Annotated in this window: 18 protein-coding genes and 1 tRNA gene; 8 read left to right on the top strand and 11 right to left on the bottom strand. The window is 56.5% G+C overall.

What is annotated here, in order from left to right; all coding sequences use genetic code 11:
• Positions 1-185: 185 nt before the first annotated feature.
• Positions 186-256 (bottom strand) — tRNA-Cys (locus tag JTM80_RS21665).
• Between the two features lie 170 nt (positions 257-426).
• On the opposite strand from JTM80_RS21665, the gene cpdA reads away from it, so the two are divergent.
• Positions 427-1,227: a 3',5'-cyclic-AMP phosphodiesterase gene (gene cpdA / locus JTM80_RS21660; RefSeq protein WP_172353453.1), complete on the top strand. Its 801-nt coding sequence runs from the start codon at positions 427-429 to the stop codon at positions 1,225-1,227.
• Positions 1,228-1,234: 7 nt separating this feature from the next.
• Here cpdA and JTM80_RS23280 read toward each other — a convergent pair whose 3' ends face one another.
• On the bottom strand, positions 1,235-1,366 hold the full coding sequence (locus JTM80_RS23280) for a hypothetical protein (RefSeq protein ID WP_255548842.1): 132 nt from the start codon (positions 1,364-1,366) through the stop codon (positions 1,235-1,237).
• A 60-nt stretch (positions 1,367-1,426) separates the two neighbouring features.
• Here JTM80_RS23280 and efp point away from each other — a divergent pair, with 60 nt between their 5' ends.
• The 3 genes from efp to JTM80_RS21645 all read left to right on the top strand — a co-directional run bounded on the left by efp (position 1,427) and on the right by JTM80_RS21645 (position 3,592).
• On the top strand, positions 1,427-1,990 hold the full coding sequence (efp, locus tag JTM80_RS21655; RefSeq protein ID WP_068510736.1) for an elongation factor P: 564 nt from the start codon (positions 1,427-1,429) through the stop codon (positions 1,988-1,990).
• Between the two features lie 49 nt (positions 1,991-2,039).
• Positions 2,040-2,540: an acetyl-CoA carboxylase biotin carboxyl carrier protein gene (gene accB, locus JTM80_RS21650; protein WP_172353452.1), complete on the top strand. Its 501-nt coding sequence runs from the start codon at positions 2,040-2,042 to the stop codon at positions 2,538-2,540.
• 257 nt (positions 2,541-2,797) lie between these two features.
• Entirely contained in the window at positions 2,798-3,592 is a 795-nt protein-coding gene (locus JTM80_RS21645; RefSeq protein WP_205370281.1) for a DUF4079 domain-containing protein, read from the top strand.
• Positions 3,593-3,682: 90 nt separating this feature from the next.
• On the opposite strand, the gene JTM80_RS23635 is transcribed toward JTM80_RS21645, so the two are convergent.
• On the bottom strand, positions 3,683-3,886 hold the full coding sequence (locus JTM80_RS23635; protein WP_255548841.1) for a helix-turn-helix transcriptional regulator: 204 nt from the start codon (positions 3,884-3,886) through the stop codon (positions 3,683-3,685).
• A 52-nt stretch (positions 3,887-3,938) separates the two neighbouring features.
• The gene (locus JTM80_RS21640) at positions 3,939-4,568 is read right to left on the bottom strand and encodes an AraC family transcriptional regulator (RefSeq protein WP_255548840.1); all 630 of its coding nucleotides are present in this window, start codon (positions 4,566-4,568) and stop codon (positions 3,939-3,941) included.
• A 192-nt stretch (positions 4,569-4,760) separates the two neighbouring features.
• Between JTM80_RS21640 and JTM80_RS21635 the strand changes: the two genes are divergently transcribed.
• Entirely contained in the window at positions 4,761-5,393 is a 633-nt protein-coding gene (locus JTM80_RS21635; protein ID WP_205370280.1) for an FMN-dependent NADH-azoreductase, read from the top strand.
• Between the two features lie 127 nt (positions 5,394-5,520).
• On the opposite strand, the gene JTM80_RS21630 is transcribed toward JTM80_RS21635, so the two are convergent.
• On the bottom strand, positions 5,521-6,831 hold the full coding sequence (locus JTM80_RS21630; protein WP_172353448.1) for an MATE family efflux transporter: 1,311 nt from the start codon (positions 6,829-6,831) through the stop codon (positions 5,521-5,523).
• A gap of 287 nt (positions 6,832-7,118) precedes the next feature.
• Here JTM80_RS21630 and JTM80_RS21625 point away from each other — a divergent pair, with 287 nt between their 5' ends.
• Both JTM80_RS21625 and JTM80_RS21620 read left to right on the top strand, forming a co-directional pair.
• The gene (locus JTM80_RS21625) at positions 7,119-8,903 is read left to right on the top strand and encodes a M61 family metallopeptidase (RefSeq protein WP_205370277.1); all 1,785 of its coding nucleotides are present in this window, start codon (positions 7,119-7,121) and stop codon (positions 8,901-8,903) included.
• A 94-nt stretch (positions 8,904-8,997) separates the two neighbouring features.
• Entirely contained in the window at positions 8,998-9,483 is a 486-nt protein-coding gene (locus JTM80_RS21620) for a TerB family tellurite resistance protein (protein WP_172353446.1), read from the top strand.
• 48 nt (positions 9,484-9,531) lie between these two features.
• On the opposite strand, the gene nadA is transcribed toward JTM80_RS21620, so the two are convergent.
• On the bottom strand, positions 9,532-10,494 hold the full coding sequence (gene nadA / locus JTM80_RS21615; protein ID WP_172353445.1) for a quinolinate synthase NadA: 963 nt from the start codon (positions 10,492-10,494) through the stop codon (positions 9,532-9,534).
• 480 nt (positions 10,495-10,974) lie between these two features.
• Here nadA and JTM80_RS21610 point away from each other — a divergent pair, with 480 nt between their 5' ends.
• On the top strand, positions 10,975-12,654 hold the full coding sequence (locus JTM80_RS21610) for a SulP family inorganic anion transporter (protein ID WP_172353444.1): 1,680 nt from the start codon (positions 10,975-10,977) through the stop codon (positions 12,652-12,654).
• A 156-nt stretch (positions 12,655-12,810) separates the two neighbouring features.
• Here JTM80_RS21610 and JTM80_RS21605 read toward each other — a convergent pair whose 3' ends face one another.
• The 5 genes from JTM80_RS21605 to JTM80_RS21585 form a co-directional block, all read right to left on the bottom strand.
• Positions 12,811-13,137: an MgPME-cyclase complex family protein gene (locus tag JTM80_RS21605; protein ID WP_172353443.1), complete on the bottom strand. Its 327-nt coding sequence runs from the start codon at positions 13,135-13,137 to the stop codon at positions 12,811-12,813.
• A 106-nt stretch (positions 13,138-13,243) separates the two neighbouring features.
• Positions 13,244-13,969 (bottom strand): pyridoxine 5'-phosphate synthase, encoded by a 726-nt coding sequence (locus tag JTM80_RS21600; RefSeq protein WP_172353442.1) that lies wholly within the window; start codon positions 13,967-13,969, stop codon positions 13,244-13,246.
• Positions 13,970-14,115: 146 nt separating this feature from the next.
• Positions 14,116-15,717, bottom strand: a complete 1,602-nt coding sequence (locus JTM80_RS21595) for an ABC transporter substrate-binding protein (RefSeq protein ID WP_205370275.1) — start codon at positions 15,715-15,717, stop codon at positions 14,116-14,118.
• 29 nt (positions 15,718-15,746) lie between these two features.
• Positions 15,747-17,279, bottom strand: coding sequence for a serine/threonine-protein kinase (locus JTM80_RS21590; RefSeq protein WP_172353441.1), 1,533 nt, complete (start codon positions 17,277-17,279; stop codon positions 15,747-15,749).
• Positions 17,280-17,470: 191 nt separating this feature from the next.
• On the bottom strand, positions 17,471-18,457 hold the full coding sequence (locus JTM80_RS21585; protein ID WP_172353440.1) for a LysR family transcriptional regulator: 987 nt from the start codon (positions 18,455-18,457) through the stop codon (positions 17,471-17,473).
• Positions 18,458-18,704: the final 247 nt, after the last annotated feature.

Genomic DNA, 18,704 nt, shown 5'->3' with positions numbered 1-18,704 from the left:
CGAACTTGAGGTAATGAAGTAGCAAATCAATCGCGTGCTTTAGCAGGTCTAAAGTAATAGGTTCAGTCCTTGATGCGTTCCCATAGAGGAGCAAAGGGGGTATCCCCGTGGCGCTGTGACATCCAACCCTGCGCTATAGACACTTGGCACTTCGTTCCAGATGCATCGTATTCACATAAAAATTAAGGCGGCACCCAGATTCGAACTGGGGGTGAAGGTTTTGCAGACCTCTGCCTTACCACTTGGCTATGCCGCCGAGCTTGCTGTCTTGACAGTCTTGACAGCCGACTTGTGTGTGAGGGACTTGTGAAGGGCTTGTCAGGGGCGATCGCTCCCTGCGAACAGGTTCTTCGTCCCACGAGGATCTAGTATATCATCCGAGGAAGTTGCGATAATTCTCATCTGAAAGATTTCTGGCGGGTTCCCATGCCATCCTCTGCGGGTTCGCCCTCTGCGGGCTTGAAGATTGTTCAACTGACCGATACGCACCTGTTTGCCGACGAGCAGGGCGAGATGAAGGGCTGCCAAACGGGGCGATCGCTCCAAACCGTGCTTCAGGCGGTGGCCCAGCGCCAGCCCCGGCCCGACTTGCTGCTGCTGACAGGCGACTTGTCGCAAGATGAAACTGAGGAATCCTACCGAGTTTTGCTGCGTCTGATTTCGCCGCTGGGCGTTCCGGCACTGTGGCTACCCGGAAATCACGATCAGGCGATCGCCCTGATGGAGCAGGTGCTTTCGGTCTTTCCCGCCTCGCCCCAAAAGTGCCTGCAACAAGGCGGCTGGAACCTGATTTTGCTGAATTCCAGCCAGTGGAACGAAGTATCTGGGCGGCTCTCCGACGATAGCCTGCGCTGGCTTGATACTCAGTTGCGCCAGTTTGCCCATCTGCCGACGCTCGTGGCGCTGCACCATCCCCCGCTGGCCGTTGGTTCCGCCTGGATGGATGCTATCGGGCTGCAAAATCGGGAGGATTTGTTTGCGGTGCTGGATCAGCATCCCCAGGTAAAGCTGGTGGTGTTTGGGCATATTCACCAGGAATTTGACCAGATGCGGCAGGGCGTGCGCTATTTGGGCACACCGTCTACCTGTGTCCAGTTTTCGCCAAATATCGACGAATTTTCGATTGATTTGACCCGTCAGCCAGGGTTTCGAGAAATCACGCTGTATCCGGACGGACGCTACGAAACGCAGGTGGTGCGGGCGGAGCGGCAAGCCTCTCTGGTGTAGCCAGTCTCTAGGGCAGGGAGGCTAGCTGTTCCCAGGTTTGCATGGCGGCGTTTGCATGGCGGCGTTTGTGCGGTGGCGTTTGTGCGGTGGCGTTTGTGCGGTGGCGTTTGTGAGGCGGCGTTTTTAGCCCGCTGTCCACTGCGTCCCCCTCAAGCGGTACAATGTATCGTCGGTTGTTCTTCTCTCATCACCTCGATTCATGATTTCCAGCAACGACTTTCGTCCGGGCGTGAGCATTGTCCTCGATGGTTCTGTATGGCGCGTGGTGGAATTTCTCCATGTCAAGCCTGGTAAGGGGTCGGCGTTTGTGCGGACGAAGCTGAAAAATGCCCAAACAGGCAACGTGGTGGAACGCACCTTCCGCGCCGGAGAAACCGTCCCCCAGGCGATCTTGGAAAAAAGCGTGATGCAGCACACCTATAAAGAGGGTGATGATTACGTCTTTATGGATATGGAGAGCTACGAAGAAGGGCGGCTAACGGCGGCGCAAATTGGCGATCGCGTCAAATATTTGAAAGAGGGCATGGAAGTGAACGTCGTCCGCTGGGGCGACCAGGTGATGGAAGTGGAACTGCCCAACTCCGTCGTTTTGGAAATTATTGAAACAGACCCCGGCGTGAAGGGCGATACAGCGACGGGTGGCACCAAGCCCGCCATTGTGGAGACGGGCGCTCAGGTGATGGTGCCGCTGTTCATTGCCAAGGGCGAGCGCATCAAGATTGACACCCGCACCGATACTTATCTGGGGCGCGAAACCTCGTGAGTTTTGGCTGGCTTGCTGTGACCGCTGGTGACGTGGGGCGATAAAAACCGTGGAATTAAACTTTAATGAGATTCTTGAGCTTCTGTCTCTGCTAAACCAGACCGATTTGGCAGAGTTTACGTTGAAAAGCAGCGATTTTGAGCTGATTTTGCGGAAGCAGGGCAAAGAGAGCGATCGCCCAACGGTTGTCGAATCCGTCGATCCGGCCCGCTTCATGCCGCCCCCGGTTGCCCCGGTCGCGCCCATTGCGCCCGCTGCGCCCCCGGCTGCTCCCATCCCCTCGCCCCCATCCCCCCTGGCCACCGAAAAGCTGGTGGAGATTACCTCGCCAATTGTGGGCACGTTTTATAGCGCCCCTGCGCCGGATGAGCCGCCGTTTGTGAATGTGGGCGATCGCATTCGCAATGGGCAGACAGTATGCATCATCGAGGCGATGAAAATCATGAACGAAATCGAGGCCGAGGTAAACGGCGAAATCGTCGAAATTTTAGTGAAAAACGGTGACTCGGTAGAATTTGGGCAGGTGTTGATGCGGGTGAATCCTGGCTAAGGGCGATCGCCCTTCTTCAGGAATGCGTTCAATAAAGTGGGCCTTTCAATCAAGCGGGCTTTTAGTTTTTCAGAAACGGTTTTTTGAAAAGCGCTCAACTCCCACGCAGCCGCTATTTTCTCAGTCAAAATTCATTTAGAATGCAGGCAGTTTCCCTAAGCTAATCCTGAATCTGGAGATCCAAGCGGGGCTGTTGCACGTAGTTGCTTCAGGATTGAAGGATTCAGGCTGCTGACCTAATGCGGATCTAACCTGCCATGAGTGTTGAAGATATCGCTACACTGCTGCATCCGGCGATCGCCGTTTTCTTTGTGTTCCCCCTGATTGGTGCGGTGGTGTACTTTGCCTGGCAAACCCGTCAGCGCCGCTTACAGCTTGTTGCCGGAGACAAGAGCAAGATTCCGCCCATCGTCGGCCCCGACCATTTCAAGCTGGGCAAATGGCTGAGCGCTTCTGTCGTGGGCATCACGCTGCTGGGCATGGCGCAGCCGATTTACAAAAAGCTCGTGCTAGACAGCGGCAGTTGGGCGGCAAATTCCACCCGGTTTTACCTAATTCTGGGATTCTTTATCGCCACTATCGCCGCACTGGTGTTTCTCTATCGCGCTGCCTCGCTGAATCCGCAAACTGCCTGGTTCTGGCGGGCCCTGTTTGCTATGCTCACGGGGCTAGGGATGTGGATTATCGGCTTCCAAAAGTTTCAGGCTGGCGACGGAAATTTGTACGATCTTGTTTTTCGGCGCGATTTTGAGTGGCAGGTGTCGCATTTCTACTACGGCATGATCGCCGCCATGCTGATGATTTTTTCGCTGGCGATCGCCCCTGACATCTACAGCCGCGACAAGGAAAAAGCCCTGACCTGGCGTAGAGTCCACACCGCGCTCAATACCATTGCCCTGCTGTTTTTTGTGGGTCAGGCCCTGACTGGCCCCCGCGACCTGCTAGAAATTCCCCTAAGCTGGCAAAAGTCCTACGTCGAGCAGCTTTATATCCAGAATTGCCAGACCCAGCCCTGCCAGGTGCAGGCCTCGCCTGCGGAAGAAGCGCCCTAGGGACAGGCAACCCCGTGATGGGATCGCGGGCGATCGCCCCTCTATCTCAGTGCAGATGTTGTGCTCGGGCAATTCTGCGGGTGCGATTTCCTAGCGATCGCTGTGATAGCGACTGGGGGTGGTTCCTGTCAATTTACGAAACTGCTGGGCCAGGTGGCTGTGGCTATTAAATCCGCAGCGGAGCGCAATTTCCATAATTGAATCATCGGTTTGTTTGAGCAGTCGTTTTGCCGTTTCGATGCGCTGCTGAAGCAAGTATTGATAGGGAGAAAGTCCGACCGATTGTCTGAACAAACGACTAAAGTGAAACTGGCTAATGCCTAGCAGATTTGCCAGATCCGCCAGCTTAATCTCCTGATCTAAATGGATCTAAATGGTCATTGAGATAGTCCAAAACCTGGAGCAATTGTTGTTGGTTTAGCCCACCTTCGTACTCCGAAATTTGAGCGGTTGTAGCGGCATAATGCCGAATCAAATGCGCTGCCAAAACGTTGGTCAACGAGTCGATGTAGAGTTTGCCGCCCAGATTTTGCTGTTGCAAATCGGTGAGCAGGAGTTGGGCGATCGCCTCCAGTTGGGCATCCCGAATCCGAAAGTCGTCAACCAGTTCTAGCCGGACTGCGGCGTTACCCAGCGTTTCATGAGCCACCGTTTGCAAAAACTGAGACGGCAGCCGAATTTCCAAAAAGTGGTCGGCTTGCTGCCAACGAGCAAACACTGGCACTCCTGCCGGCGTAATCGAAATATCACCTTTGCCATACAGCCCGGTAAATCTTTTACTGCCTTTGATCTGGAGAAACTGAACCGGGCGGGGAGACAGCGATAGACAAATGGTGTGTTCCTCAGGAAAGTGGCAAAATGCCTCGCCTGCGGGCGGCTGAAACTGCTTAACCAGGATATTTTCCCAGCCTAAATTGTCGCTCGACAAGACAGGCGCGTGATCCATTTGAGCGGGACGCAGGTCGGCAGATGTCATCGGGTCAGATTCACTCAATTACTTCGTATTGTAGGCATAATGCCACATTGATCGTTTTGGGCTGGACGGGCAGATCGGAGGCGATTGCCCGCCAAAAAATCACCGCAAGATTTTGACAGAACCGCAGGAATCAAATAGTCCCAAATGACTCGCTTCTCTACGCTGAGGAAGTTACTGAATCCCGGAGGGACTATGGCTCATCTGCTGCATCTTGATTCTAGTCCGCGTGATGCGCGATCGCGCTCTCGCCAATTGACCCGCGAATTTGTCGAAGCCTGGAAGCAGGCTCATCCTGCCGATACTGTTACCTATCGAGACATCGGCCGCGATCCGCTCCCGCATGTCAGCAAGGCGTGGATTGCAGCGGCCTACACGCCGCCAGAGCAGCGATCGCCAGAGTTGTGGAATGCCATTCATCTGAGCGATCGTCTGGTGGATGAGCTGCTGTCTGCGGATATCTGCGTCATCGGCGTGCCAATGTATAACTTCAGCGTGCCCAGCGGGATGAAAGCGTATATTGACCAGATTGTACGCATCGGGCGCACGTTTGAGTTTGTTCCAGAGGAGGCAGAAAATCCCTACAAGCCGCTCGTTTTGGGCAAGAAAATGTTCATCATCACGTCACGCGGAATATCGGGCTATGGCCCAGGCGAGAAGTACGAGATGCTGAACTATCAAGACCCTTATTTGCGGGGAGTTTTCGGATTTATCGGCATCACCGATATTACGTTTATTGCCGTTGAAAATGAAGAGTCTGGAGAACGTAGCTTGGCTGAGTCAATCGCAAATGCTCGCACGCAAATTGCTCAGCTTGCAGCACGCTAGCCGGATGCTAAATCACGATTCGGAACTTGCACGACTGGGTGGGCGATCGCCAGAAACTCGAGTAGATTGCAGATGGCAGCATTGACAAATTCGAGCCAGTTCCCTGCTAATCTTACCCCGCTAATCTCTAGCAGCGCTCTAGGTAAGATTGCCGCAGCGCCCAGCCCAGCGTCACTGTGCGGGTTGCCATGAAACAAGTGAGCGCCAGCCACAGCAGCGCGTTGCTCTGAGTTTGCCAGGCGATCGCCGCGATGGGAGCAAAGCCCAGCAGCGATGAGGCAAGGGCCGACTTTCGCAGCACGTTTCCCGCCGTGATGCCGAGAAAATAGCCGTCGAGCATATACGCCAGGGAGCCGAAGCCCAGCAGCGGCAGCAGCCACCAGACCGACTGGCGCACGCCCTCCAGCACGTCAGCATGGTGCGTGAGCAAGCGAAACAGCGGTTGGGGCAGCAGGGCAAACAGGAGGGCGATCGCCAGTCCGAGTCCCAGGCTCAGCGCTCCAGAGAGTTCTGCCAAGGCCCGCAGGCGATCGCGCTGACCGCCGCCGTGAAATTGGCCCGCGTAGGTTTCGGTGGCAAAGGCGAGGCCATCGATGAAGTAGGCCGCCAGCGTCACCACCTGAAGCAGCAGCGTATTTGCCGCCAGCACGGTCGTTCCCACCGCAGCGCTGAGGTTAGTAAACACTGCAAACGTGGTAATCAGGGCAAAGGTGCGAATCACAATATTGCCGTTCAGCAGAACCAGGGACTTCAGCGCTGCCGCGTTCCAGATCTTGGGAAACACTGCCCGCACCTGCGCCCCGGACACCTCGCAGCCCAGCAGCCCCAGCGCCACCCCCAGCATGGCGTACTGGCTCAGGGCCGTGGCCGCGCCCGCCCCTGCGCTGGCCCAGCCCCATCGCACAATCAGCCAGTAGTTCAGCACAACGTTCACGCCATTGCTGACCGCCGACAGCAGCAGCACCGCCCGCCCCTTACCCCGCCCCAAATACCAGCCCATCCACACCAGATTGAGCAGCGTCGCGGGTGCCCCCCAAATCATCGCGTTGTAATAGGCTCGCCCGGCCTGTTTTACCTCCGGTGCGGCGCTCAGCAGCGTAAAGCCAATTTCTCGCAGCGGCAGTTGCAGCAGCACAATCCCCAGCCCTACGGTCAGGGCGATCGCCCCACCCCGCAGCCCCGTCACCAGCACTTCGTCCGCGTCGCCCCGGCCTACTGCCTGCGCGGTGGTGCCCGTTGTGCCCATCCGCAAAAAGCCAAAGGTCCAGTATAGATAGTTGAATAAAACGGTGGCGATCGCCACGCCCGCCAGATGCCGAATCTCTGCCAAGTTGCCCAAAAACGCCAGATCCAGCAGCCCCGCCAGCGGTACCAGCAGATTCGAGACCATGTTCACACCGGCCAGTTGCAGGAACGGGAGCCAAAAGGGGTAGCGCATGGCAGAGGGTGGGTTTCAGAGTTAGGACTGAGAGAATTTTCGGTGACTTTGGAGGGCGATCGCCTAGACTAGACACAATCACCAGACACACTATCCCAGACACACTAACAAAGCTCTCAACAAGCTCTCAACAAGCTCTCAACAAGCTCTCAACAAGCTCTCAACAAGCTCTCAGCCAAAGCTCTCAGCAACTCGCTGGCAGCGATCTGCGACCCCGGCCGCTCGTTCTAGCCCAGCAACCCGTCTAGCCACTGACGGCTTCAATCGTTTTCAACCCAATTTTGCCCATGACCGCTACTCAAGTTCAGCCCTACACCGCCAGCGCCACCACAGTCCAGCTTCACTACACCGTCGCCATGTCCCAGCCAGAGACGCACCTGTTCGAGGTGACGCTGCGGGTTTCTGGCTGGCAACAGACCACGCTCGATCTCAAAATGCCCGTGTGGACCCCCGGCTCCTACCTGATTCGGGAATACTCACGGCATGTGCAGGATTTTTCTGTAGACTCTGGACTGACACGGGAGAAGATTAGCAAAAACCACTGGCGAGTTCACGCAAACGGCCTGTCAGAGATCACGCTGAAGTATCGCGTGTTTGCCAATGAACTGACCGTCCGCACGAACCATCTCGATACGACCCACGGATACTTCAACGGCGCAGCGCTGTTCTTCTTTGTGCCAGGGTTTGAGCGTCAGCCCATTCGAGTGACGATCGTGCCGCCCAAGCCATCGTGGAAAATTGCAACCACGCTGCCAGCCGTGTCGGGTGAGGCAAACACCTTTGAAGCTGCTGACTTTGATACGCTGGTGGATACACCTGTGGAGGTGGGCATCCACGATCGCCACGCATTTAGCGTGCTGGGTAAGCCTCACGAGTGGGTGATCTGGGGAACGGGCAACTACGACGCGGCAGATTTAATTCAGGACACCACGCGAATTGTGGAAGTAGAAGCGGCGCTATTCGGCGGGCTGCCCTATGAGCGCTATCTGTTTTTGCTGCATTTGTCGTCTCAGGGCTATGGCGGGCTGGAGCATAAAGACTCCTGTACCCTGAACTACGGACGTTTCAGCTTTCGAGCCAGGGAGAAATACAATCGCTTTATGCAGTTGGTGGCACATGAATTTTTTCACCTCTGGAACGTGAAGCGGATTCGTCCGAAGGCGCTGGAAGTCTTTGATTATGAATCGGAAAATTACACGTCGTCGCTTTGGTTTTGCGAAGGGACGACCAGCTTTTATGATCTGGCAATCCCCTTTCGGGCGGGACTGTATGATGCAAAGACCTATCTCAAAGAATTGAGCAAGGAGATCACGCAGTTTCTCACGATTCCTGGACGCAAAGTGCAGCCGCTGAGTGAATCTAGTTTTGATGCGTGGATCAAGCTCTATCGCCGCGATGCAAATAGCAACAACAACCAGATCTCCTACTACCTCAAGGGCGAAATGGTGTCGCTGCTGCTGGATTTGCAGATTCGCGCCAAGCACCAAAACGGGCGATCGCTTGATGATGTTATGCGGCTGATGTGGCAGCGGTTTGGGCAGGATGAAATTGGCTTTACGCCGGAGGAGCTAGAAGGGGCGATCGCCGCTGTTGCCGAAACTGACCTCACCGACTTTTTCCACCACGCGCTGCACACCACCGAAGAATTGCCCTTTGACGAATACCTGCATCCGTTTGGGCTATGTCTGCAACCCGACGACGTGAGCAGCGCCCCGCCCAGTCTGGGCATCACTGCCCGCGCCGAAAATGGCAAAACCATGATTCAGTTCATCGAAATGGGCGCTCCTGCCCAGCAAGCCGGCCTCGACATTGGTGACGAGCTACTGGCGCTGGACGGGCTGCGGGTGTCGGCGGAGCAGTTGGGCGATCGCCTGCAAAACTACCGACCCGGCGATACGGTGCAGGTCACGGTCTTTCATCAAGACGAACTCCGCACCCTTCCCGTCACTCTCGACCCGCCCTCCCCCAGCAATTTCAAGCTCACGCCCTTGCCGTCTGCTAACGATGCTCAAAAGGCACTTCTGCGGGGCTGGTTGAGTATCGACTGGGAAACGCTGTGTAACGCCATGTAACCAACTCTGGACAAGAAGCTTAAGCTCCAAGGCTCTCTGAATGGGGTGTGGTACTGTCTGAAAAAATTCCTCCATCACACTTGAGGAGATCTCTATGCCGCTACAGACACCGCCGCCACCGTCCATCAGCCCCAGTCAAATGAATCTGCTCCGCGTCGTTGCGGCGATGGCCTGGGCCGATGGCAACCTCGCCGAAGAAGAAGTAGACGTGATGCTCGACAGCTTTAGCGGACTCTTTGCAGCCGATGCGCCCCAAAAAGAAGAACTGCGGAAGGAGTTGCGGGATTATGTCATGCAAAATATTCCGCTAGAGGAACTCATTCCCAAGCTGCAAACGATTGAGGAGCGGGAACTGGTGCTGCGCCTGGGCTATGCCGTGATCAACTCCAGCGCCCGCACGCCCGATGAAGAACTCGTCAACGCTGAAGAAGCCGAAGCCTACCAGCGGCTTGTTAACCTCCTGGGCTTTGCGCCAGAAACGGTGAAGCGTGTGGAAGAAGAGGCGATCGCCGACCTGTCGCAAAGCGAAGGGCTGATCGAACGCCTCACCCGCCACTTGGGCGACTTCATTGGTCACTAAGCGTCCTTGTCCACCGACCCTAGCTCATCATCTCCCAGCCCATCATCTCTAGCTCATCTCCAACATGCGCTGAATCGGTCTGAGCGCCGCCGCCTGAATCTCCTTGGATAGAGTAATTTCAGGTCGGCGGTTTTTCATGCAGAGATACAGCTTTTCCAGCGTATTCAGCCGCATGTGCGGACACTCGTTGCAGGCGCACTGGTTCAGCGGCGGTGCAGGGATGAAGGTCTTGCCGGGTTCCGCCTTTTGCATCTGATGAATAATGCCCGGTTCCGTCGCCACGATGAAAGCGCGGCTCTTGCTTTTCTGGCAATAGCTGAGCAGCGCAGTAGTCGAGCCGATGTAGTGGGCATGGCGCAGGACGGCGGGTTCGCATTCGGGATGGGCGATGACTTCTGCTTCGGGATGCTCGATTTGCAACTGCACAATCTTGCGTTCCGAAAAGGTTTCATGCACCATGCAGCTTCCCTGCCACAGCAGCATCTCGCGCCCGGTCTGCTGCATGACATAGCGCCCCAGGTTGCGATCGGGGGCAAAGAGAATGGGCTGATCTGGGGGAATCTGCTGCACGATCTTCACCGCATTGGAACTGGTGCAGATAATGTCGCTGAGGGCTTTGATGTCTGCGGTGCAGTTGATATAGGACACGACAAGGTGATCCGGATGCGCCGCTTTGAACGCCGCAAAGGCATCGGCCGGGCAGCTATCCGCCAGGGAACAGCCTGCCTCTAGGTCGGGCAGCAGCACCAGCTTGTGCGGATTCAAAATCTTCGCCGTTTCTGCCATGAAATGCACCCCTGCAAACACGATCACGTTTGCATCGGTGCTAGCGGCCTGCTGCGACAGCCCCAGCGAGTCGCCAATATAGTCGGCAATGTCTTGAATATCGGGATCTTGATAGTAGTGCGCCAGGATGACCGCATTGAGTTCGCGCTTGAGATTGGCGATCGCCCCAAACAAATCCCTGGGCAGAGTCTCAGAATTTTGGTAAGAAAAAACAGTTTGTAGCACAGTTTACGGACTTTCCAGGTAGTCATTGGATAGCAGGCATGAATTAATTATAGTCGTTTTCACCATAAAAGGGGCAGCGACGACTCAGGATAAGTTGCCAGCTTAGAGGGACAGAGATGTTAGAGGGACAGAGATGTTGGAGGGACAGAGATTTGGTGAATTCACCCACCACTTTAGAAATGCTCAGGAATTCTTATCAATCAGTGCTTTACGTTATCCAGCGAACACTATACGCTTATACTCATAGTTCTAATTCTATTAAAAAGTCTCAGTTCATAGACTTAGGTCTATCTTGTTTATTAATTCATTGCCTCAGAGACACTCAAGAATTTTTATCGGTCAGCGCTTTACGTTGAGCATTGAACGCTATACGCTTGATTCATAGTCCAAAGTCTATGAACGAAATATGTAGTATAGACTAGAGGCTATGTTATTAATTGAATTTGCAACTGCTGCTTCAGCTACCTCATTTTTATCCCTATGCAAATTATCAATCACATCCACTTCAGGAACTTGCAGGGTGACCTCTTTGGCGGCTTGACTACCGCTATCGTCTCTTTGCCTCTGGCGCTGGCGTTCGGCGTGGCCTCTGGTGCTGGCCCCGTTGCCGGACTCTACGGCGCAGTCTGTGTGGGTTTTTTCGCAGCGCTGTTTGGTGGCACGCCGACGCTGATTTCAGAACCTACCGGCCCCATGACCGTGATTACGACATCCGTGATCGCCTCGCTGGTAGCTACTGACCCAGACAACGGACTGGCGATGGCCTTTACGGTGGTCATGTTGGCAGGCATTTTTCAGATCCTGTTTGGCATATTCAAGCTGGGCAAGTATGTTACGCTCATGCCCTACAGCGTCATTTCGGGGTTTATGTCGGGCATTGGCGTAATTCTAGTGATTCTGCAAATTGCGCCATTTCTGGGGCAACGTGCCCCCAAAGGAGGGGTGCTGGGTACGGTCACAAGTCTGCCAACACTGCTGGCCAACATCAACCCCGCAGCGGCCATTCTGGGTGGATTGACTCTGGCAATCATTTTTCTATGGCCGCGCAAGCTCAAGCGCTATGCCCCGCCACAGCTTGTAGCGCTGATTGTGGGCACACTGGCATCGCTGATGCTGTTTCCAGATGCCGACATTCCCCGCATCGGTGAGATCCCTATGGGTCTGCCTACCCTGCGGATGCCGACGTTTACCCCTGGGCTGATCACCACGATGATTGTGGACGCAGCCATGCTGGGAATGCTGGGCTGCATTGACACGCTGCTGACGGCGGTGATCGCCGACAGCCTCACCCGTACCGAGCATGATTCTAACAAGGAGTTGATTGGTCAGGGCATTGGCAACTTGGTGTCGGGCCTGTGCGGCGGGCTGCCGGGTGCGGGCGCGACGATGGGCACGGTGGTCAATATTCAAACGGGCGCAAGAACGGCCTTGTCGGGACTGACGCGAGCGGCAATTTTGCTGATCGTGGTTCTTTGGGCAGCACAGTACACTCGCGCAATCCCGATGGCTGTGTTGGCAGGGATCGCCCTCAAGGTCGGTCTTGATATTCTGGACTGGAGCTTTTTGAAGCGATCGCACAAGGTTTCGACCCGCGGCTCCATCATCATGTATGGTGTGCTGCTGCTGACCGTGTTTGTGGATTTGATTGTGGCGGTTGGCGTGGGTGTGTTTATTGCGAATATCCTGACGATCGAGCGTCTTAGCGAGCTGCATTCTCAGGAAGTCAAGGTTATCAGCGACACGGATGATGATGTGGTGCTGAATGATGAAGAAAAGCGCTTGCTGGACGAGGCAAACGGTCGAGTTCAGTTGTTCTACCTGAGCGGGCCGATGATCTTTGGGGTGTCGAAGGCGATCGCCCGCCAGCACAACGCTCTGGGAGACTGCGACGCGCTGGTGATGGATTTGAGCGATGTGCCTCACATGGGCGTGACTGCCTCGCTGGAAATTGAAAATGCGATTCGCGACGCAGTGGATAAGGGTCGGCAGGTCTATCTGGTCGGCGCAGCAGGGAAGGTCAAGCGCCGTCTGGAAAAGCTCGGTGTTTTTAACCTGTTGCCCCACGATCACCTGTTTACCGACCGCACAGATGCGTTGCGGATGGCAGTGAGCACGGTCAGCAGCTATCCCAAGGGACTGAGCCATCGCTCTATTTCATAGCGGTTTATTCTTCATAGCGGTTTATTCGCGGTTTATTCACAGCGTTTTACAGAAATCCGTTCCCTTCCAAAACGGTGAATCGCCCCGGATTCTTCAAAGAAATCCGGGGTTTTTTGTGCTTTTCATATCGAATTTTGAACGTTCTCTAGACGGCTTCTAGACCGCCGACAGCGATGCCAGCGGATCGGGAATCGTCGCCGAAGGAGCCTCGAACTGGCCAACCAGCACATATTCATGGCGCAGCTTGAGCCAGGTAATCATCTGCGGGTTCGTCGAAATCACCGCCACCGCAGGGCGGGGACACTTTGCCTTGAATTCGCTCATCTCCGGTGCTTCTAGAAACGCAGGCTCACGCACCAGCCAAAAATCAATTTCTTTGCCCGTTTCGGCATAGTGGCGAGTGCGCTCGCGCAGCGACTCATCGAGCGGCTCCTCTTGGAGCAAAAATTTTTCACTGGCCAGGATGAAGTGATAGGTGGTCATGAGAGGTATTGGGATATTTGAAGAATAAAGGGTTGGAGCAAGGGTTGGGATTGGGTTAAGAGAAGGAAACTGGCACTTGTAGCTTTGTTCTCCATCGCTCATTTTCTCATCCCGGCAGCCCCAGCATGGCCTGTTTCATCTCGCGGATGGCCCGATCCATACCCACAAGGACAGCACGGCTAATGATGCTATGGCCGATGTTGAGTTCTTCCATGCCGGAAAACTGGGCAATGGGGCGCACGTTCCAGTAGGTGAGTCCATGCCCTGCATTGACCCGCAGCCCAGCGGCGATCGCCCGTTCACAGCCCCGCGCCAGCATCGCCAGTTCGTGGGCGTGGCTTTGCTCGTCATGGGCTTCCGCATAGCGGCCTGTGTGCAGTTCGATAAACTGCGCCCCCACAGCAGCGGAAGCGTCGATCTGGGCTGCATCGGCATCGATGAACAGGCTGACGGGAATGCCCGCCGATTGCAGCGTGCTGACGACGTGCAGCATCCGGTCTTTTTGTCCGGCGATGTCGAGGCCGCCTTCGGTGGTCACTTCCTCGCGGCGTTCTGGTACGAGTGTTACGTAATCGGGACGAATGTCGAGGGCGATCGCCACCATCTCGTCTGTGGCTGCCATCTCTAGGTTCAGATGCGTCCGCACCGTCTGCCGCAGCAGCCGCACATCCCGGTCTTGAATATGCCGCCGATCTTCCCGCAGGTGAACCGTAATGCCATCGGCCCCGGCTAGCTCTGCCAGCACGGCCGCCGCTACCGGATCGGGTTCCACCGTGCGCCGCGCCTGCCGAATTGTGGCGACGTGATCAATATTGACACCCAGCGTAGGCAAGGCTAAACGCTCCAACTCATTAAGATCTTCTTGGATCACTTTATTGGATCACAGTAGGGCATCCCAGCGGACACAGCCGCCCTGCCCCTCCTTTATCATGCCACCATCATGCCATGCCAAGGCATAGGGATTGGTGTGGAAGTATCCTAACCGACGGCATTGGGCGCTGGAGGCGCATCGGAGGCGGGCGTTTCTACAGGATTGGACGGCGGCGCGGGTACAGGGAAAGGTTGCGGTGCTGGGCTGGGCGCTGAGACGGGAATAGAGTCGGGGGCTAGTTGGGGAACTGGTTGGGGGACTGGCGCAGGCAGGGCAGCAGGCAGGGCGTGGCCCAGTGGCACAAAGTCAAACCCAAAGCCCGATCGCAGGCCAGGCTGCACTGTCACCAACTGCACGCCCTGGTTGCGATCGCCCGTTGGCAAAAATCGCACCGTTCCTGTCGCGCCACTAGCAAAAAAGTCAGGGGATCGGAGCGCCTGCTGCACACCCGCGCGGTTCGGGGCCTGCTCCAGCGCAGCAATCAGCGTTTGGGCCGCATCGTAGGCCGTGGCGGTGCGCCAGTTCACGTCGCCTCGCCAAAGCTGGCGCGATCGCTCCACAAACGCCGCCTGCGACGCAGACAGAATATGCCACGGCACTGCCACCACCATGCCCACAGACTCCGGCCCGCCCACCTCCAGCGTCTTTGGCGCGTATACATCGCCGCCCGCCAGCAGAGGCAGCCGCCCGCCATTCGTCCGCACCACTTGCAGCGTCCGGTCAAGCTGGTCGCCATCGGTCAGCAGCACCAGCGCCGTCGCGCCTTGGGACGTTGCCTGCTGAATGCTGTCTGCGGCGCTAAAGGTAGACTGCGACACGTCGATTTCTCGCACCACTAGCCCCCCGCCGAGAGAGAGTGCCGTCCCAAATTCTGCCTTGAGCGACTGGCTGTAGCGGCTGCGCGAGTCGAAAAAGACGGCGGCTTTTTGCTGCCTCATTTGGTTGAGTAAGTGATCGGCCAGGGCGCGGGCGGTCACAAAATCGCTGGGCACGGTGCGATAGGTATAGGCTCCAGCATGGGCTAGTTCAACGGCGGTGCTGAGGGGCGAAATGGCAACCAGTTGCTCCGCTTCGTAAATCTCCGCAGCCGCCAGAGTTGCCTCGGCGCTGGCGTGGCCAACCACACCCAACACGGCAGGATTGGCAGCCAAGGCCTGGGCGATCGCCCTTGCCACAGCAGGACGGTTTTCGTCATTGGCAATGATCACCCGCAGCAGCACGCCGCCAATGCCGCCCCGCTGGTTAACTTCCTGCTGCGCCTGGGCCACACCCCGCAGCACCTCCAGCGAACTGTTCAAGTCCTGGCTGAGGGGCACGGAGACGGCGATCACATAGGCCGGGTTTGCGCCAATCTGGGCGTTGTTCAGGTAAATCAGCGCCTCTGGGTCGTTGGGCGTGGATTGGAGCGCGGCGGCAAAGTAGGCAGCGGCCTGGCGAGAATTTCCAGCGGCGATCGCCTGCACGCCCTGATGCTTCTCTGGCGACGCGCCCGCCTGAATCAACAGCCGCTCGCCGCTGCTGATGCGCCCTAGCACCTCGTTGGGCGAGAGTCCGTCTGGCTCTGTAGGACGCGGCCGAGTGCTAACCGACAGCAAATGCGCCGTTTTCAGATGATCTGCCGACCACCACAGCCCCATCATCACCACGCCCAGCGTGATTAACAGTGAAAGGACAAATGCCGGTGTTTCCGTTTCCCGTTGGCTAGACATACTTTTTCACAAGGGCGATGCACCCGCCGCTACAAGACTCGCGACAGCGCCAGATAAACCAGTCTGAATATAATTCCGACGAAAACGGCCAGCAGTCCGGCAAAAATGGCCAACATGAAAATATTGGGTAGCGACGGCGCAGCAATAATCGCTAGCCCTCTTCTAAGCGGCGTAAACGCCACCAGCGCCAGCGTGATCCCTGCAATGATGAGCAGATCGTTGCGCTCGATCCAGCGGCGCGATTGGGCAAAAATCAGCCCCACCACGATTCCCAGCAGCGGCACCCAAAATACCGGACTGACAATCGTCGTCCCCAGCAGGCTGAGCAGGGCGATCGCCACTAGCCCGCCCTCAAAACCCGTGAACAGCGCCCCACCCAAAAACTCCATGAGCGAAAACGGCGCAACCGTCGGCGCGGGGGGCGGGGCGGCAGCAGGCTGGGGCGGAGAAGCGGGCGCAGGTGAGGCAGAGGGCGGAGAAACGGGCGCAGGCGGGGTAGACGGAGCCGATTGCAGAGACGTTTGCCCCGTAGCTGGCGGCGCAGCGGTAACCGGGAAGCCCTGGCTGGGTTGCGTAATCTGCACGGGATGGTGCGCCAGCGACGCGGCTCCCAGTGCATCCTGCACCTCCTGGGCCGACTGAAACCGCTGGCTGGGCGTGGGCAGCAGCATTTTGTTCAGTACGTCGGCTAGGCGATCGCTCACTGGTGTGGACAAGTGCGATCGCCAGTTCCAGTTATTGCTGTAGGCATCGTAGAGTTCGTTGGGCTGTTTGCCCGTCAGCAGCGTAATACAGGTCACCGCCAGCGCATACAAATCCGTCGCCGGATACACCTGGTCGCCCCGCATCTGCTCCGGCGGCGCAAACCCCATCGAGTAAATCCCTGTAGAAGCCTTTCCGCCTGTACTGGCTGCGGCCGCTGTCACCTGCTTCACTGCGCCAAAGTCCAACAAAAACAGCCGCCCATCCCGCCGCCGCATGATGTTCGACAGCTTGATATCGCGGTGGATTGAGCCGTTGGCATGAACGTAGTCAAGCACCTTGAGGACTTCCTCTAACACCTCCAGCACTTCAGACTCCGAAAATGCCCCCCGTTGTTCCAGTTCTTGCTCTAAATCTTTGCCATCGATAAATTCCTGCACCAGATAGAAGAACCGATCCGTCCTTCCTGGCACTAGGCTGGGCACTTCCAGTTCAAAAAAAGCGAGCAAGTTGGGAATTTGGGGATGGTTGCTGCCTAGCTGCTCCAGCACCTCCGCCTCACGCTGGAATAGCGTCTGCGCGACTTGGAGCTGGTTGGGGCTGAGGTCGCCCGACGGCTGAAACTGTTTCACCACACACTGGCGCATAGCGGGCGTGTAGCGATCGCGCGCCAAAAATGCTGCCCCAAAGCCGCCCTTGCCCAGCAGCTTTTGCGGGATGTATCTCCCCTGCAACAGCAGTGGCATCCCGCAAGTGGTGCAAAACTTCTGCTGCACCGTCCGCAGGGTTGCTGAATCGTCCAGATCCATAAAGTGATTTTGCGGGCGGGGACAGCCAAAACGGGTGCAATAAACTTCCATACGGCGCGGCTAGCTGACAGGGGTGAACACACGCGAACCCTACAGCTATAGGTTAACCCGGATAGGTAAAACCGAACCTTGACAAGCAGCCTGCCAAACTGCCGCCAGAATATTTGCGGAATATTTGCAGAATACTTGCCAGCCTGTCCAATCGGCAAAGCAGGCTCTTGTCCTGCGCCCTCAGCCCACGCTCAGGTTTCGACGGGCAACACCGCTGCTGCCATCGATCCATGACCGTCATGGGCAGGACTGGGGACATGGGTGGAAAACTGGGGCAACACTTCTTCAATAAAGGCCTGGGCCGCCTTGGAGCGATAGCGGTTGGGGTTCACAATCACCGACAGCATCCGATTGACCACCACATCTTCGATGCGGGTGCGCTTTAGCACATCCATTTGTAGCTCTTTCTCAATCGCTGAAATCGAGACAAAGGCAGCGCCTAGCCCCGACTGCACCGCGTTTTTGATGGCCTCGATAGAGTTTAGCTCCATTTCCACCTTCAGGCGGCGCGTTTCAATGCCGCTGCGCGTGAGAACCTGATCAATCACTTTGCGAATTGTGGACTGCGAATCGAGGGTGATGAACTGGAGCTTGTAGAGGTCGTCTTTTTGCACCATGCCTTGGCGAGCCAGCGGGTGATAGGCAGGCAGGATGAGTGCTAGTTCGTCTTCGGCATAGGGAATAATTTCTAAAGATTCCTGTAATTCGGGAGGCACTTCTCCGCCGATAATCGCTAGGTCGATCTGCCCGTTGGCGACGCTCCAGGCCGTGCGTCGGGTGGAGTGGACGTGAAGCTGGACGGCGACTTCGGGATACTGCTTGCGAAACACGCCGATCATGCGAGGCAGCAGGTAAGTTCCGGTGGTCTGGCTGGCCCCTACGATCAGCGTCCCGCCCTGGAGGTTTTGCAGGTCTTCGATGGCGCGGCAGGTTTCTTCACAAAGGGACAAAATGCGATCGCCATAGCTGAGCAGCAGATGCCCCGCTTCTGTGAGCTGGGCCCGCCGACCGCCCCGGTCAAACAGCGGTACATCTAGCTGGCGCTCCAGGTTTTGCACCTGCAAGCTGACGGCAGGCTGCGACACATAGAGGCTGTCGGCCGCTCGCTTGAAGCTTCCCTCGGCGGCGATCGCCTTGAGAATCCGTAACTGATCCAGTGTGAAAGGAAGGTCAGCCATGACTGCTAAGCCTAACAAAAGAATGAACCGGGAGTCTGAACCTGAAGCATGAAAAAATGATCAACCCTTTCAAATATCAACCTCTCAGCGGTGCAGCATTGCCTTACTTATGGGTCAATTCTGCAACGTGATCAAACCGACAGCATTCTCCGAAATCCTGATTTTGGCGGCGCGTCTGGCTCTTGGGGTGACAAACGCTTGAGCGCTAGTCCGCAGCCAGATAGCCTGAGCGTGGAGCGTGGGTCTT

It is taken from the genome of Thermoleptolyngbya sp. PKUAC-SCTB121 (assembly GCF_016919485.1).
Classification (GTDB): Bacteria; Cyanobacteriota; Cyanobacteriia; order Elainellales; family Elainellaceae; genus Thermoleptolyngbya; species Thermoleptolyngbya sichuanensis.
This window is presented reverse-complemented; position numbering and strand designations above follow the sequence as displayed.